The following is a 13,951-nucleotide window of genomic DNA, read 5'->3' on the forward strand; positions in this document are numbered from 1 at the left end:
CGCGGTGCGTCGGCGGCGGCCCGAGGCACGTCGTGCGTCGGCGCGGGACCCGTCGTGGATCGGGGTGGTCGGGGCCGTGTGGTCAGGGAGACAGCCGGGCGACCAGGTGCAGGCGGTCCCCGTCGGCGGTGCCGGCGGGCTCGGGTCCGCCGGGGTGCCAGGCCGGCTCCGTGCGCGGGCCGGGGCCGTCGTGGAGTTCCAGCACCTCGAACCCGGCCGAGGCCAGCACCTGGCGCAGCTCCTGCGGGAAGAGCAGCCGCCAGGCGGAGTGCTGTTCCACCGGCGGTGTTCCGGCGTCGGAGGTCCACACCCGCCGTCGGCGCAGCAGTTGGGCGGCGCGGTCGACCCGGAGGGTGGTGGTCGAGGTGTGGGTGGTGCCCTGCCAGGTCAGGTCGCGGGTACGCGGCCGGTCGAGGAGGTCGGTGCGGCCGAGGAAGTACGCGCCGTTGCGCATCTCGGCGACGAGCAGACCGCCGGGGGCGAGATGCCGTCGGCAGCTGTCCAGGAAGCCGGTCAGCTCGTCGTTGGTGTGGCAGTAGAGCAGGGCGCTGTCCAGGCACAGCACGGCGTCGACGGTGCGCCCCAGGTCGAAGGCGCGCAGGTCGGCACGGCGGTAGTCGGGGCCGGGGTGGCGGGCGCGGGCGTGGTCGAGCATGGTCCCGGCGAGGTCGATGCCGAGCACGTCGCGACCGCTCCGGTGGAGCCAGTGCGCGTCGCGGCCGGTGCCGCATCCCGCGTCGAGTATCCGGTGCCCGGCGCCGTGCCGGAGCAGCACGTCCTCGGCCCAGCGGGCGGCGATGCGGTCATGGTCGGGGAACTGGGCCTCGTACAGCTCCGGGTGGTCGGTCAGCAGGTTCCCGCTCATGACACCTTCTCCCCGGAGGTGGAGGTGGCGGTGGCAGCGACGGGCCGGGGCCGGGGCTCGGGCAGGGCACGGAGCCGCCGCAGCCGGTCGACGCCGGCGGCCGAGAGCAGTCCGAAGGCGAGGCAGCACAGCCAGGGCAGCCAGTCCCGGCCCGTGCCCTGACCGGTGTCCATGGCCCAGCCGACCGCGGTGTTCCCGACGGCGGCGGCGATGCCGGAGACGACGTAGAAGATGCCGAAGTAGGTGCCGGTGAGCTCTTCCCGGCCGAACTCGGGTATGAGCTCCATGACGAACGGTTGGGCCACCATGATGCCCAGGTAGAGCAGGAACGCTCCGGCAAGGACGGGCAGCAGCCGCAGCACCGCCTCCCCCGCCCCGTCGGCGGGCGGTCCGCCGAGGGCGACCGCCGGCGGCAGGAACGCGAGTCCCATGAGGACCAGCCCGGCCGTGATCCAGCGTCCGCGGCTGCCGCGGTGCTTCAGCCGGGTGGTGACGCGCAGTTGCAGGGCGAGGTTGGCGACGGTGCCGACCAGGAACACCGCGCTCGCCGCCCCGGGGAGTCCGGTCGCGGCGCGGGCACCGTCCGGGAGGAGCAGATAGAGCTGGTTCTCCAGGGTGAACATGCCGACCATGGCGGTGGAGAAGGCCAGGAAGCGGCGGTTGGAGAGGACTTCGCGCCAGTCCCCCAGCACGCCGCCCCGGTTCGCCGGCACCTCGCGGGCGGGCAGGACGACGGCCTGGGCGACGGTGAGGACGGCGAAGATCCCCGCCGCGGTGAGCGCGGACGCCCGGAAGTCGACCAGCAGCAGGGCGCTGCCGAGCAGCGGACCGATCAGAGCTCCGGTCGTGGCGAACATGTTGAACAGCGCGAACGCCTCGGCCTTGCGGTCCCCGGACTCGACGGAGAGGTAGGCGCGGACGGCCGGGTTGAACAGCGCGCCCGCCAGCCCGCTCAGTACGGAGGCGGCGAGCAGCACCGGGAGGCCGTCGCCCAGGGCGAACAGGCCGAATCCGACCGTGCGCAGGGCGCAGCCGGCGATGATCACGCCGCGGGCGCCGAGCCGGTCGGCGGCCGAGCCGCCGACGATGAACAGGCCCTGCTGGCTGAGGTTCCGCACGCCGAGCACGATGCCGACGACCGCCGCGCTCATCCCCAGGTCCTCGCCCAGGTGGGTGGCGAGATAGGGGATGAGCAGGTAGAAGCCGGTGTTGACACCGAGCTGGTTGATCAGGAGCAACTGCACGGCGAGGGGGAAGTCCCGGATGGTTCGGAGGGTCTTCACGGGGCGGCCTCTTCTTCGGGTTCTACGGGTTCTACGGGTTCCACAGGTTCTTCGGGCTTTTCGGAGGTGGTGCGCGGTTCTTGGGGAGTGGTGCGTGGTTCGGGGCCGGGGCGAACGTCGGGCGGGGTGCGGTGCGTGGCGGAGACGTGCCGGCTCACGGCTGAGACGGGCTGGTTCACGGCCGAGGCATGCTGCGTCACGGCCGAGACACCGAGGCCGGGCTCCGGTGCGGCGCGGACCGTGCCGTCGGTGCCGCCGATGCCCTGCCAGGGATCATGGGCGAGCAGGAGGTGACCGTCGAGGTCGACCCAGGTGGCCCGGTCCACGAGGTGCACGGCGGGGGCGATGCCGAGGGAACTGGCGGTGAGACAGCCCAGCATGACGCCGGTGCCGCTCCCTTCGAGGGCCGCGCAGATCCGCAGGGCCCGGTGGACACCGCCGCACTTGGCGAGCTTGATGTTCACGCCCTGGACGCGGCCCGCGAGACGCAGGGTGTCCTCGTACGCCGTCGCGTCCTCGTCGGCGATGACGGGCAGCGGGGAGTGCTCGGCGAGCCACGCGAGGGTGTCCGGGTCGCCGGGGGCGATGGGCTGTTCCACGGCCTCGACCCCGGCCGCCGCGAAGCGCGGCAGCAGCTTCTCCGCCCGGCGGGGGCTCCAGGCGCCGTTGGGGTCGAGCAGCATCCGGACGGGGCCCGCGGCATCCCGCACCGCCGCCACCCGGTCCAGGTCCTCCGCCGGGTCGGGGGAGCCGGCCTTGATCTTGAGGACGGTGAAGCCCTGGCCGACGAGGGCGCGGGCCTGTGCCGCGGCCCGGTCCGGGGCGGTGATGCCGATGGTGCGGGCGGTGGCGGCGACCGGTGCGGCCGGTGCGCCGAGCAGCGCGTGCAGCGGCAGGCCGTCCCGCTTGCCCACGAGATCGAGCAACGCGCTCTCCAGGGCCGCCTCCACACCGGCGGGCGTGCCGGGCGGCAGCAGGTCACCGTGGTGGAGCGTGTCCAGTGCGGCTTCCGGGTCGGGGAAGCGGGCGAGGGCGGGCGCGATGCCGTGCAGCGTGCGGGCGGCGTCGGCCGCGGCGAGTCCGAGATAGGCGGAGCCGACGGCTTCGCCGTGGCCGGACACGCCCCGGTGCTCGACACGCACCCACACCGCGTCGCGCGAGGACATGACGGAACGGGAGATCCGCAGGGGTTCCCGCAGGTCGAGGGAGGTGGTGCGCACGGTGAGCCTCATGGCCGGTCCTCCTGGCGGGGGCGGTGTGTTCCGAGCACGCCGGGCATTCCGGGTGCTCCGGGCGCCCGGGGTGTCCCCTGTGCCCCGGGGTCGACGACGGTGCGGCAGCGGGTCCAGCCGGTGGCCTCGACGGCGCACGGATGGGGGATCTCGACGGGCCGGTCGGCGGGCGGCCCTCCGGTGCCGAGGCCGTGGGCCAGGCAGTAGTCGTCGTCGAAGACGGTGTGGAGGTAGCGGTGGGGGCCGTCGGGGAAGACGGTGGCGACCGCCGCCCCCGGACGGGTGCGGGCCGCCCAGGCGGAGACCAGGGCGACGGCCCCGGTGCTCCAGCCCCCGCTGACGAAGCAGCCGCGAGCCAGCCGGCGACAGGAGTCCACGGCCTCGACGGGACCGACCCAGTGCACCTCGTCGAACAGCTCGTGCCGCACGTTGCGCGGGTGGATGCTGCTGCCGAGGCCCCGCATCAGCCGGGACCGGCCGGGCTGTCCGAAGATCGTGGAGCCGATGGAATCCACCCCGATGACGTGCAGTCCGGGCCAGCGGCGGCGCAGCGGCCCGGTGATCCCGGCGCTGTGCCCTCCGGTTCCGACACTGCACACCAGCACGTCGAGGTGGTCGAGCGTGTCGCCGATCTCGGCGGCCATGGCGGCGTACCCGGTGGTGTTGTCGGGGTTGTTGTACTGATCGGGCCAGTAGGCGTCGGGGAGTTCGGCGAGCAGTTCACGCAGCCGGGAGATGCGGGCGGCCTGCCAGCCGCCGACGGGCGCGGGCCTGTCGACGAGTTCGAGTCGCGCTCCGTGGGCCCGCAGCAGCCGGCGCATGGACGCCTCGAGTTCGGTGTCGCCGACGAGCACGATCGGGTGGCCGAGGGCCTGCCCGGCGAAGAGCAGTCCGAGCCCGAGCGTTCCGGAGGTGGACTCCACCACGGGCGCGCCGGGCCGCAGTTCGCCGCGTGACCGGGCTCCGTGCAGCATGGCGACGGCGGCCCGCGCCTTCATCCCGCCCGCGCCCTGGGCCTCCAGCTTCGCCCAGAAGCCGGGGTGAGGCAGCGGCAGGGGCGCGGTGATCCGGGCCATGGGAGTACGGCCCAGCAGGGCCAGCAGCTCCGGCGCGGCGGGCTGTTCGGTGACGGTCGTGGTCATCCGGCACCTCCCGCGCCGTGGGGCGCGACGCCGTAGCGGTGGACGGTTCCGGGGCCGCCGTCGAGCCAGAAGAAGGGGTAGGGCTCGGCGCTGACCGCGGTGACCCCGGCGCCCAGGAACCGCGGCAGCACGGCGCTGCCGGTCTGCGCGAACAGCACGAACGGCTTGGCCGTGGCGCGGGCGTGCTCCAGCAGCGGCTCGAACGTGCCGTTGCCGAGCGTCATCCCCGAGGCCAGGATCGCGTCGCAGTGCGGGAGCTCGGCCATGGCGTCGGTACGGATCCGGTCTCCCCACTCCGTGGTGCCGCCCTTGAGGTCGCAGGGCACATACGCCGTGCCGCGCTCCCGCAACTGCTCCAGCAGGGAGTTGACGACACCGACGACCAGCACCCGCCGCACCGCGGGAGCGGACGGCAGCAGCTCGACGACGGCCCGGGCGCGGGCCCGTGACTTGTCCAGGCTGCTTCCGGCGGGCAGCGGATACGGCTGCGCCCCCTGCTGGGGCGTGTGCGGGAGCCGGTGCATCAGATAGGCGTCCAGCGCTGCGACCCGTACAGCCCGCAGCGGGTGGTCGAGCAGCCCGGCGACATCGGCGCCGACGCAGTCGTCGAGGGTCGTGAGAGAGAGCGCACCGGGCTCCACGGCGCACGAGCCGACGGCTTCGGCGAGCCGCAGGCTGAGCACCTCGTTGCGATAGCCGCCGGCGCGCCCGTCGTGGCGCACCGCCTGGCAGGTGGTGAAGGCGAGGGCGATGCGCAGCCTGGCCGGATCGGGACCGAACTCCCCGTCCCGGACCCGGCGTACGAGCTCGGCCCAGGTGCGGGCCGGGGCGGGAACCGGGGTGGTGGGCACCGTTGACGCAGTGGCGAGGGGCACCGTCAAGGCGGTGGCGGCGGGCACCGTCGAGGCGGTGGATGCGGCCGTCACCGGGCACCCTCCGCCGCATCGGCGGGCGCATGCTCACGCTCGCGTCGGGCCGGGGAGGGGTGACCGGCCGACGTCACCGGCCGCTGCTCGGCGGGGGACGGTCCGGCCGGCTCCGCGGACTCCCCCGGCGCGGTGGCTTCCGTACCTCGTGGGGCGGCCGTACCTCGTGGGGCGCCCGTGTCCCGTGGTGCGTCCACGTCTCGTCGCGCGTCCACGTCTCGGGGTGCGTGCGTACCTCGCGGGTCATCCGTACCTCGCGGGTCGTCCGTACCTGCGTCCTCGAGACCGAGGGCTCCGTCAGCGGCGTACCGGGGGCGCAGTCCGGCGAGGATCTCCTCCACCAGGGCCCGGGCTCCGGCCCCCGTGGTGTCGACGGCCAGGACGTGCCCCAGGTACTCGTTGTTGCTGGTGGCCGTGCGTACCGTCCTGCCGGGCTCGGCCAGCTGCAGTTCGCGGACCCCGGCCGCGGATGCGGCGGCGTCCGCTCCGTCGAAGCCGGTGAGTTCGCCGTCCCGGTCGGGCAGCAGGAAGCCGATGGCCGCGCTGTGCACTCCCGTGGGGCGGGGCTTCAGATCGGGCGTGCGGCCGAGCGCCACGTCGACCGCCGCGGCGGCGAGGTCGACTCCGTTGACGTGCCGCACCAGTTCGGTGATGCGGTTGCCCGCCGGGCGCGGGTTCACCTCGACCACACGCGGGCCCCGGTCCGTCAGCTTGATCTCGGTGTGGGCGACCACCTGATCCAGTCCGAGGGCGGCGAGCGCGGCCACCGCCGTGCCGGTCGCGGCGCGCTCCCGGTCCGCGTCCAGTCCGGCCGGGAACATGTGCCCGGTCTCGATGAACGACGGGGCGCCGCCCACGCTCTTGTCGGTCACCCCGACCACCTGGCACGTGCCGTCGTGGGACACGGTCTCGACGCTCACCTCGGGCCCGGTGAGCAGCTCCTCCAGCAGGACGACGGGAGTACGGCGCTGCCCCCGGGCATTGACGGGGAAGCCGCGCAGTGCCTGGTAGCAGTCGGCCAGTTGGGCCTCGTCGGCGACCTCCCGGACATGCATTCCGGCGCACAGGTCGACCGGCTTGACGACCAGGGGGAAGCCGATCCGCCGGACAGCCGCGACGACCTCGGTCCAGTCCTCGCACACGGCGTAGCGCGGGCCGGGCACGCCCGCGGCCTCCAGGGCCCGCCGGGTCGCGTCCTTGCGGCAGGCGGCCTCCACGGCGTGCGGGGCGGGCCCGGGAAGCCCGAGGTGTTCGGCGACGCGTGCGACGGCCGGGAGGTAGTAGTCGCAGGACGACAGCACGCCGTCGAACTCCAGCACCTCGTGCAACCGGGCCGCGTGGGGCAGCAAGGCGGAGAGGTCGTTGGTGTCCGCGGTGACCACGTTGTGCGCGGCGAGCAGCGGATGTGGCGCGCCGGGCGGGGCGGACCGCAGGTAGTGGTGCAGGTCCCTGGTGAGGAACGTGAATCGGTGCCCGGCTTCGCCGATGGCGCGCGGCAGTAGCCGGCTCATGGCTCCCACCCAGCTCTCGATCATCAGCAGATGTCCCACGGTGTCCCTTCCAGTGGTGCGGCCCGTCGTCGGGGCAGCGGCGTTGACCGAGCAAGACGATATCGATAATCATTTTCATTGTCATCCCGGAGCCCTCCGCGCATCGATCCCCGCATCGATCCGCACTCGAGAAACGAGACCCATGAACTCCCCCGCACCACGCCGCCCTTGGCGTTCACCCGCCCTGATCTGCACCGCCGTCACCCTCGTGACCTCGATCACACCGGCTCTTCCGGCCCGCGCCGGGACTGCACCGTCAGGCGTGGTGGCACCCGCCGAGCGGCCGCGCTTCGCCCCGTGCCCCGCGGACGTCCCCGCCCCGCCCGCACCCGACCGCATCGAATGCGCCACACTGCGGGTACCGCTCGACCGGCGGCACCCCGAGGGCCGCCGCACCGACATCGCGATATCCCGCATCCCCGCCTCCGGGAAGCCGTCCGAGCGGCGCGGCATCCTGTTGGTCAACCCCGGCGGGCCGGGCGGCACCGGACTCGACTACGCCACCACCAAGCGGGCCAAACTGCCCGAACCGGTGCGCCGCTCGTTCGACGTGATCGGCTTCGACCCACGCGGCACCGGGCGCAGCGGCCCGGCGGACTGCGGCCCCATGGGAGGGCTGTTCGACGCGCCCGGACGCGACCCCCTGCCGCACGACGCGGCCTCCGAACGCGCTCTCCTCGACAGCCTGCGACGCACCGCGCAGGACTGCGCCTCCGGAACGGGCACCGCCCTCCCCCACCTCGGCACCACCGAGGCCGCACGGGACATGGACGCCATCCGGGCCGCCCTGGGCGAGCGCCGGCTCAGCTTCCTCGGCGTCAGCTACGGCACCTATCTGGGCGCCGCCTACGCCGCGCTGCATCCCCGGCGGGTCGATCGCATGGTGCTGGACAGCGTCGTCGCCCCCGAGGACTGGCACGACTTCGACCTCCGACAGGCCGAGGCGCTGCTCCGGGCGCGTGACACGTTCTTCGACTGGGCCTCCGCGCACCCCGCCCGGTTCCGGCTCGGCGCGACGCGCGCGGAGGTCCGCGCCCACTACACGCGCGCCCGCGTCGGCCTCGCCGGGCGTCCGGTAGACGGGTTCGGCACCGCCGAGTTCGACCGGGCGGTCTACCGGGCGCTGGGCCGCACCGAGCGCTGGACCGGCCTGGCCGCGGGGATCCGTGCCTACCTCGACCACGGCACGGTGGACGGCCTGCGCCCCGCCGAGCCGTTCACGGGCCCCGAGTCCCGGACCTACGAAGCCGCCAACCGTGCCGTCAAATGCGCCGACGGCCCCGGGCCCACCCCGTCGCGGATCCGGCACGATCTGGACCGGCTGCGCTCCCTCGACCCGCTGCCGGTGCTCACCGGCATGGAGGCCTGGACCTGCGCCTACTGGTCCCACCGGCCGGAACGCAGGACCGCGCTCGGCTCCGCCGCCGCTCCTCCGGTCCTGCTGGTGAACTCGGCACACGACCCGGTGACCCCGCTCCCCGGGGCACGGGCCATGCACCGCCGCCTGCCCGGATCGCGCCTGGTGACGCTCCACCAGGACTACTCGCACGGCGTCTTCGCCAGCCGCGGCAACGCCTGCGTGGACACCACCGCCGCCGAGTACCTGGTGCGGGGCACCGTGCCACGGCGGGACGTCCACTGCACGGGGCCGGGGCTGCCGACTCCCACTGACGGTACGTCGGGGTGAGGCGCACGCCGGTCACCGCCCGGTTGTGCAGGGCGCCGGTCGCCGCCGGGTTGTGAAGGGTGCCGGTCGCCGCCGGGTTGTGAAGGGCGCCCCCGCCCGGTTCGTTCGGGTGCCCGCCCGGTTCGTTCGGGTGCCCGTCCGGATGGCGCGGGCGCCTGTCCGGACCGTTTCCCCTTCCGTGGACGCGCTGTCCGACCTCGGCGCGTCCACGCACCGTGCCGTGGGCGGCACGGAGTCCCCCTCCACGGGATTCACCACCGCGCCACGGCCCGGAATACGGGGATGGCCGGATCACGCTCTAAGGTCTGTCTTCCGAACCGGGCTCACCGGAGGAGCGAGGCCCGGTGAGGGCCACCCTCCCCACCGAAGCCCCGGGGAGCGCCGCCCGGCGGAGACGCCCTCCCGGATCCGGAGCATCACCGGCCGGGAACGCCGCCGTGAGGTGCGGCCTCCGGGCACGTGGGCACGGCACGATCGGTACGGCAGACCTGGTCCGGCACCGCCGGCACGGGGAGCGCCGGACACGAGACGAGGAGCAGTGATGACCAACCCCGCCGAACGGCTCGTCGACCTGCTCGATCTGGAACAGATCGAGCTGAACATCTTCCGCGGGCGCAGTCCTGAGGAGTCCCTGCAGCGTGTGTTCGGCGGCCAGGTGGCCGGGCAGGCCCTGGTGGCCGCGGGGCGGACCACGGACGGAGAACGGCCCGTGCACTCCCTGCACGCCTATTTCCTGCGACCCGGGCGGCCCGGCGTGCCGATCGTGTACCAGGTGGAGCGGGTCCGGGACGGCCGCTCCTTCACGACCCGTCGTGTGGTGGCCGTGCAGCAGGGCCGCACCATCTTCAACCTCACCGCCTCCTTCCATCTGCCGGAGTCCGGCATCGAACAGCAGCTGCCCATGCCCCAGGTCCCCGGACCCGAGGACCTGCCGAACCTTGCGGACGAGATCCGGGAACACCTCGGTGCCATGCCCGAGAGGCTGGAGCGCATGGCCCGGCGGCAACCCTTCGATATTCGCTACGTCGACCGGCTGCGCTGGTCCCCGGAAGAGCTGAAGGGCGTCGAGCCGCGCAGCGCGGTGTGGATGCGGGCCGTCGGGCCGCTGGGCGACGACGAACTGACCCACACCTGCGCGCTCACCTACGCAAGCGACATGATGCTTCTGGACGCGGTCCGCGTACCGGTGGAACCGCTCTGGGGCTCGCGCGGGTTCGACATCGCTTCCCTGGACCACGCCATGTGGTTCCACCGGCCGTTCCGGGCGGACGAGTGGTTCCTGTACGAGCAGGAGTCCCCCATCGCGACGGGAGCGCGCGGGCTGGCACGGGGCCAGATCTTCGACCGCCAAGGCCGACTTCTGGTGTCGGTGATGCAGGAGGGGTTGTTCCGCAGGATCGACGACTGATGCCGGGAGCTCGCCCAGCGGGTACCCGTGCTCCGGCTTCCAGCGACGCCGGCTCGGAGACCCGGGGCACGGGGCACGCGACACGGGGCACGCGGCACGCGGCACGGGGCACGGGGCACGGGGCACGGGGCACACGACACGGAGACTCTCGGCTCCGAGGGCCGGTGCTTCGACAACCACGAATCCAAGGACCGAGAATCCAAGGACCGGGACTCCTGGGAAGAAGGGACGCCGGAAGCGCATGCCCGGAGACCATGGCCCCATCGGCTGTGGGCCGAGAGGACACGACCAACGCGGCCGGAACACAGTCCGTGTTCATGGCCCGCACGCGCCCCGGCGACGCCGCGGGCCATCCGGGCCCCGTGTCACGGACGCCGGTGTCGGTGCAGGCGTCCGACGACTGCCGGTCTCCGGCTTCCGTCCCGGTGGCCGCCGGGACCCACCCACGTAGGCCCGGCCGGCGCGCTGCCCGGCCGCCGGGGCAGTCGGTCCAGTCGAAGTGGTCGGAGCGGTCGGAGCAGGCAGGGCTGTGGCAGCGGACGCACGCACCGGACCGCACTCGTCACTCCGTGGCGGCTCCTCCGTTGGTTCCCGCGGTGCGGGCTCGCCCAACGGATCCGCCCCGTCGGGCGGTTCGGGCCGCGGCATCCCGTCGGACCGGGCGTCCGGCGCCGAGCGTGCCGCTCTCGCTTCCTCCAAGGAGAGCACCAGCCCGATCCGGTGCCAAAGGACCTCGTCCGGGTCATCCGCGGTGATCAGCCGCCGCACCACACTCCAGGTCGGAGTCTCGACACGGGGCACGGGCACCAGGGCGGGCCGCAGCCCCCGCAGGTAGTCGCGCTCGGCGGGATCACCGACGACGGCCGCGAGCTCCTCGGGGCCGAGCACCGCGGCTGATACCGCCGCGCGCTCCCATGGGTCCTCCGCCTGCCGCGCCAGTTGCCCGATCCGGCGACTGCGCCAGTTCCGGGCCCGCCAGTCCTCTCCGGCATCCAGCATCGACCGGAGGTTCTTGGGTGTACTGCCGGTCAGCAGGCCCGGATGGCGAGCCGCGAACGTCCGCAGCTCCACCGCGGCATACAGCCACACCACGGCCCGATAGCGGTTGATGCGAAAGGTCACCGGGCTGAAGCAGCCCACTTTCGCGAGACGGGTGAAGCGCTCCGGCGTGATCCCCATCAGCTCCGCCGCCGCTGCCGTCACCAGGAGTCGGACGCACTCCCGCAGCCCCCACGGGAAGCCTTCGCCCCGGGTCAGCCGGGACACTTCGGCTCGGGGCACCCGTCGGCGCCCCGAGCCGGGCTCGGTGACCGTCCGCACTTCGTCCAGCCGGACCGCGAGGTCCAACTCCTCCGGCTTCAGGCCCAGCTCCTCCGCGGCCCGTGCGGGCGCAAGCGTCTCCTCGGTACCCGGGACTCCATGCACTCCATGCCGTACTGCCATGACGGTCCTCCCCCGACCACGCTCCACGATCCGTTCACTCTCGGTGACGACCGTAGTCGGGTTCCGCTCACAGCGCCGGGCCTGTGGATAACTCTTCGCGAGCGCGGTGGCGGTCACCCCGCCGCGCCGCGGAGGGGCCTCCCTGCGGGACGTGCCCATCAGGAGCAACCGCCGGAGACGACGTCCCCGGAGGCCTCTCCCTTGTCCCCCGGAGACCACTTCCTCCGCTGGCCGACATCCGCCGGAGCGACGACGACAGGGGGAGGACCGTCACCGGAGAACCGTCAGGGACCGCTGTGCCGGGGGAGCCGCCCCCTCCGGACGCATGCCGGGCCATGCGGCAGGCCCGCCCCGAGCACCAGCCCATCGAGCGCAGCGAGCAGCCAAGCACCGAAAGCCGAAAGCCGAGAGCCCACATGCCCACATGCACCCAGCACCCAGCACCCAGCACCCAGCACCCAGCACCCAGCACCCAGCCATGCGGAACGGAACGGAATCGCGGGGAATTCCGTTCCGCCCACCGCGTCAGAGGCCGCTGATCGTCCCGCCGTGCTGCCGGGCGGCGACCGCCAGGTGCTCACCGACCCGGTTGACCAGCAGCGTCATCTCGTAGGCCACCTGACCGATGTCGGCATCGGCGGTGCCGAGCACGCACAAGCAACTGCCGTCGCCGGCGGCCGTCACGAACAGCACGCCGTCGTCGAATTCGACCATGGTCTGCCGCACCCGGCCGACGCCGAAGTGGTGCCCCGAACCCTTGGCGAGGCTGTGCAGCCCGGAGGAGACGGCGGCGAGGTGTTCCGCGTCCTCCCGCGCGAGCGCTTCACTCGCCGCGGTCACCAGACCGTCATTCGACAGCACCAGGGCGTGCCGTATGTGCGGAACCCGTTGTGTCAGATCGTCCAGCAGCCAGTCGAGTTCTTTGTCGAGGGCCATGCGGTGCCTCCCCGTCGGCGGTTCGGTGCGACTTCCGTGCCAGCCTGTCCCACCTCGGCCATCCGGGCAACCCGCTGACCACGGACCGGGCGTCGCAGCGCGCGGTGCCCTCACCCATGGCACAGGATGGACCGCATGGCACACACGATGAGTCATGACGAGTGGCGCGCGTTCGTCACGCAGGGTACCCGCACCGCCAAGGTGTCGACCGTGCGGGCCGACCAGGCCCCGCACGTCGCCCCGGTGTGGTTCCTGCTGGACGGCGACGATCTGGTCTTCACCACCGGCAAGGAGACCGTCAAGGGACGCAATCTGACCCGTGACCAGCGGGTGGCCATCTGCGTGGACGACGACCGGCCGCCGTTCGCGTTCGTCACCCTCACCGGGCGGGCCGAGTTGAGCGACGACCTCGCGGATCTCCGGAAGTGGGCGACGCGGATCGCCGCCCGCTACATGGGGGCGGATCACGCCGAGGAGTTCGGCGCCCGGAACGCCGTGCCGGGCGAGGTGCTGGTACGGGTGCACATCGACCGGGTCGTCGCCATGGCCGGCCTGGCCGACTGACGAAGGTGCCGGCCGACCCGCCGGACGGCCACCGCAGCGATTGCGGCACCGGCGCGGCCCGTCGACGGATGCCGTACCCGCCCGGCCTGCTGGACGCGCTCCTCACCGAGACGGACGAGCCCGGGGTGGCGCGCCCTTCCGATGCCCCATGTCGTCACCCCGAAGCGGGAAATCTGTGGCGGGCCCGGCCGTCGCAGGCGAACATGCCCGGTATGACTGACTGACCCGCGCGCTGGACCCAGGCAACCGTCTACCCCGACATGTGGGCCGACCCGGACAAGGACCCGCGCAACAGCGAGGGTCCCAGTCCGGACGGCGAGCCGGCGACGCTGCAGGACTTCCTGACGAACTACCGCATGACCCTGCGGATGAAGTGCGAGGGCCTGGATCCGGGGCAGCTGGCCCGTCGGTCGGTTCCGCCGTCGACGATGTCGCTGCTCGGCCTGGTCCGGCACCTCGCCGAGGTGGAACGGGACTGGCGCAACTGGATCAGCGACGGCGACCCGCTGCCGAAGCTGTACGGCGAGCGGGACGCGGACTTCGGCGGAGCAGTCGCCGAGCAGGCCGTGGTCGACGCCGCGTTCTTTGATCTGGAGCGTGAGCAGGCCGCGACCGACGCCGCGCTGGCCGAGCACCCGGACCTCGGCGAGCGCGTGGGGAAGGACGGGATCGCGGTCCGGGAGCTGATGGTGCACCGGGTCGAGGAGTATGCCCGTCACTGCGGGCACGCCGACCTGTTGCGCGAGTGCGTCGACGGAAGGGTGGGCCAGTGACCGGGGTCGGTTTTCGCACCCGCCCCCATCGGCACATCACCCGGGAGTGAGGCTTCGGCGTCCGCCGGTCTGCGGGGAGTCCGGCAGATCGGGCCGACGCCGAGGCCGACGCGCTCTGCCGAACCAGCCTCGTCGACGCGGT

At 73.3% G+C, this 13,951-nt stretch carries 11 protein-coding genes and 1 pseudogene; 4 read left to right on the forward strand and 8 right to left on the reverse strand.

Annotated elements, in window-relative coordinates:
• Window positions 1-82: 82 nt before the first annotated feature.
• The 6 genes and pseudogenes from ABT112_RS15435 to ABT112_RS15460 form a co-directional block, all read right to left on the reverse strand.
• Window positions 83-865: a class I SAM-dependent DNA methyltransferase gene (locus tag ABT112_RS15435; protein WP_351509645.1), complete on the reverse strand. Its 783-nt coding sequence runs from the start codon at window positions 863-865 to the stop codon at window positions 83-85.
• Window positions 862-2,148 (reverse strand): MFS transporter, encoded by a 1,287-nt coding sequence (locus ABT112_RS15440; RefSeq protein ID WP_351509647.1) that lies wholly within the window; start codon window positions 2,146-2,148, stop codon window positions 862-864. Before ABT112_RS15440 ends, ABT112_RS15435 begins: the two co-directional genes overlap by 4 nt.
• Entirely contained in the window at window positions 2,145-3,380 is a 1,236-nt protein-coding gene (locus ABT112_RS15445; RefSeq protein ID WP_351509649.1) for a dipeptide epimerase, read from the reverse strand. The genes ABT112_RS15440 and ABT112_RS15445 overlap by 4 nt, the downstream gene beginning before the upstream one ends.
• Window positions 3,377-4,522 carry a PLP-dependent cysteine synthase family protein gene (locus ABT112_RS15450; protein ID WP_351509650.1) on the reverse strand — a complete coding sequence of 382 codons (1,146 nt, stop codon included), beginning with the start codon at window positions 4,520-4,522 and terminating at the stop codon, window positions 3,377-3,379. Before ABT112_RS15450 ends, ABT112_RS15445 begins: the two co-directional genes overlap by 4 nt.
• Window positions 4,519-5,373, reverse strand: coding sequence for a Rossmann-like domain-containing protein (locus ABT112_RS15455; RefSeq protein ID WP_351509796.1), 855 nt, complete (start codon window positions 5,371-5,373; stop codon window positions 4,519-4,521). Before ABT112_RS15455 ends, ABT112_RS15450 begins: the two co-directional genes overlap by 4 nt.
• A 383-nt stretch (window positions 5,374-5,756) precedes the next feature.
• Window positions 5,757-6,998, reverse strand: a pseudogene (locus ABT112_RS15460) (ATP-grasp domain-containing protein); the annotation flags it as partial.
• 142 nt (window positions 6,999-7,140) lie between these two features.
• Here ABT112_RS15460 and ABT112_RS15465 point away from each other — a divergent pair.
• Together ABT112_RS15465 and ABT112_RS15470 are read left to right on the forward strand one after the other, a co-directional pair.
• The gene (locus ABT112_RS15465; RefSeq protein WP_351509652.1) at window positions 7,141-8,685 is read left to right on the forward strand and encodes an alpha/beta hydrolase; all 1,545 of its coding nucleotides are present in this window, start codon (window positions 7,141-7,143) and stop codon (window positions 8,683-8,685) included.
• A gap of 541 nt (window positions 8,686-9,226) precedes the next feature.
• Window positions 9,227-10,093 (forward strand): acyl-CoA thioesterase, encoded by an 867-nt coding sequence (locus ABT112_RS15470; protein WP_351509654.1) that lies wholly within the window; start codon window positions 9,227-9,229, stop codon window positions 10,091-10,093.
• A 315-nt stretch (window positions 10,094-10,408) separates the two neighbouring features.
• On the opposite strand, the gene ABT112_RS15475 is transcribed toward ABT112_RS15470, so the two are convergent.
• Both ABT112_RS15475 and ABT112_RS15480 read right to left on the reverse strand, forming a co-directional pair.
• Window positions 10,409-11,536 (reverse strand): DUF6397 family protein, encoded by a 1,128-nt coding sequence (locus ABT112_RS15475; protein ID WP_351509656.1) that lies wholly within the window; start codon window positions 11,534-11,536, stop codon window positions 10,409-10,411.
• A 525-nt stretch (window positions 11,537-12,061) separates the two neighbouring features.
• Window positions 12,062-12,472 (reverse strand): roadblock/LC7 domain-containing protein, encoded by a 411-nt coding sequence (locus tag ABT112_RS15480; protein ID WP_351509658.1) that lies wholly within the window; start codon window positions 12,470-12,472, stop codon window positions 12,062-12,064.
• 135 nt (window positions 12,473-12,607) lie between these two features.
• On the opposite strand from ABT112_RS15480, the gene ABT112_RS15485 reads away from it, so the two are divergent.
• Together ABT112_RS15485 and ABT112_RS15490 are read left to right on the forward strand one after the other, a co-directional pair.
• A complete protein-coding gene (locus ABT112_RS15485; protein WP_351509659.1) occupies window positions 12,608-13,036 on the forward strand; it encodes a PPOX class F420-dependent oxidoreductase in 429 nt (142 codons plus the stop codon).
• Window positions 13,037-13,296: 260 nt separating this feature from the next.
• Entirely contained in the window at window positions 13,297-13,809 is a 513-nt protein-coding gene (locus tag ABT112_RS15490; protein WP_351509661.1) for a DinB family protein, read from the forward strand.
• The last annotated feature ends 142 nt before the right edge of the window (window positions 13,810-13,951 follow it).

The sequence above is a fragment of the Streptomyces sp. NPDC002055 genome, from assembly GCF_040296705.1.
In the GTDB taxonomy this organism is placed as follows: Bacteria; Actinomycetota; Actinomycetes; order Streptomycetales; family Streptomycetaceae; genus Streptomyces.

Excerpts from the sequence above, each read along its gene's own strand:
- ABT112_RS15490 (WP_351509661.1), top strand. The coding sequence starts at position 13,297 with ATGTGGGCCGACCCGGACAAGGACCCGCGCAACAGCGAGGGTCCCAGT.
- ABT112_RS15450 (WP_351509650.1), bottom strand. The coding sequence starts at position 4,522 with ATGACCACGACCGTCACCGAACAGCCCGCCGCGCCGGAGCTGCTGGCC.
- ABT112_RS15445 (WP_351509649.1), bottom strand. The coding sequence starts at position 3,380 with ATGAGGCTCACCGTGCGCACCACCTCCCTCGACCTGCGGGAACCCCTG.
- ABT112_RS15485 (WP_351509659.1), top strand. The coding sequence starts at position 12,608 with ATGGCACACACGATGAGTCATGACGAGTGGCGCGCGTTCGTCACGCAG.
- ABT112_RS15470 (WP_351509654.1), top strand. The coding sequence starts at position 9,227 with ATGACCAACCCCGCCGAACGGCTCGTCGACCTGCTCGATCTGGAACAG.
- ABT112_RS15435 (WP_351509645.1), bottom strand. The coding sequence starts at position 865 with ATGAGCGGGAACCTGCTGACCGACCACCCGGAGCTGTACGAGGCCCAG.
- ABT112_RS15465 (WP_351509652.1), top strand. The coding sequence starts at position 7,141 with ATGAACTCCCCCGCACCACGCCGCCCTTGGCGTTCACCCGCCCTGATC.
- ABT112_RS15480 (WP_351509658.1), bottom strand. The coding sequence starts at position 12,472 with ATGGCCCTCGACAAAGAACTCGACTGGCTGCTGGACGATCTGACACAA.
- ABT112_RS15475 (WP_351509656.1), bottom strand. The coding sequence starts at position 11,536 with ATGGCAGTACGGCATGGAGTGCATGGAGTCCCGGGTACCGAGGAGACG.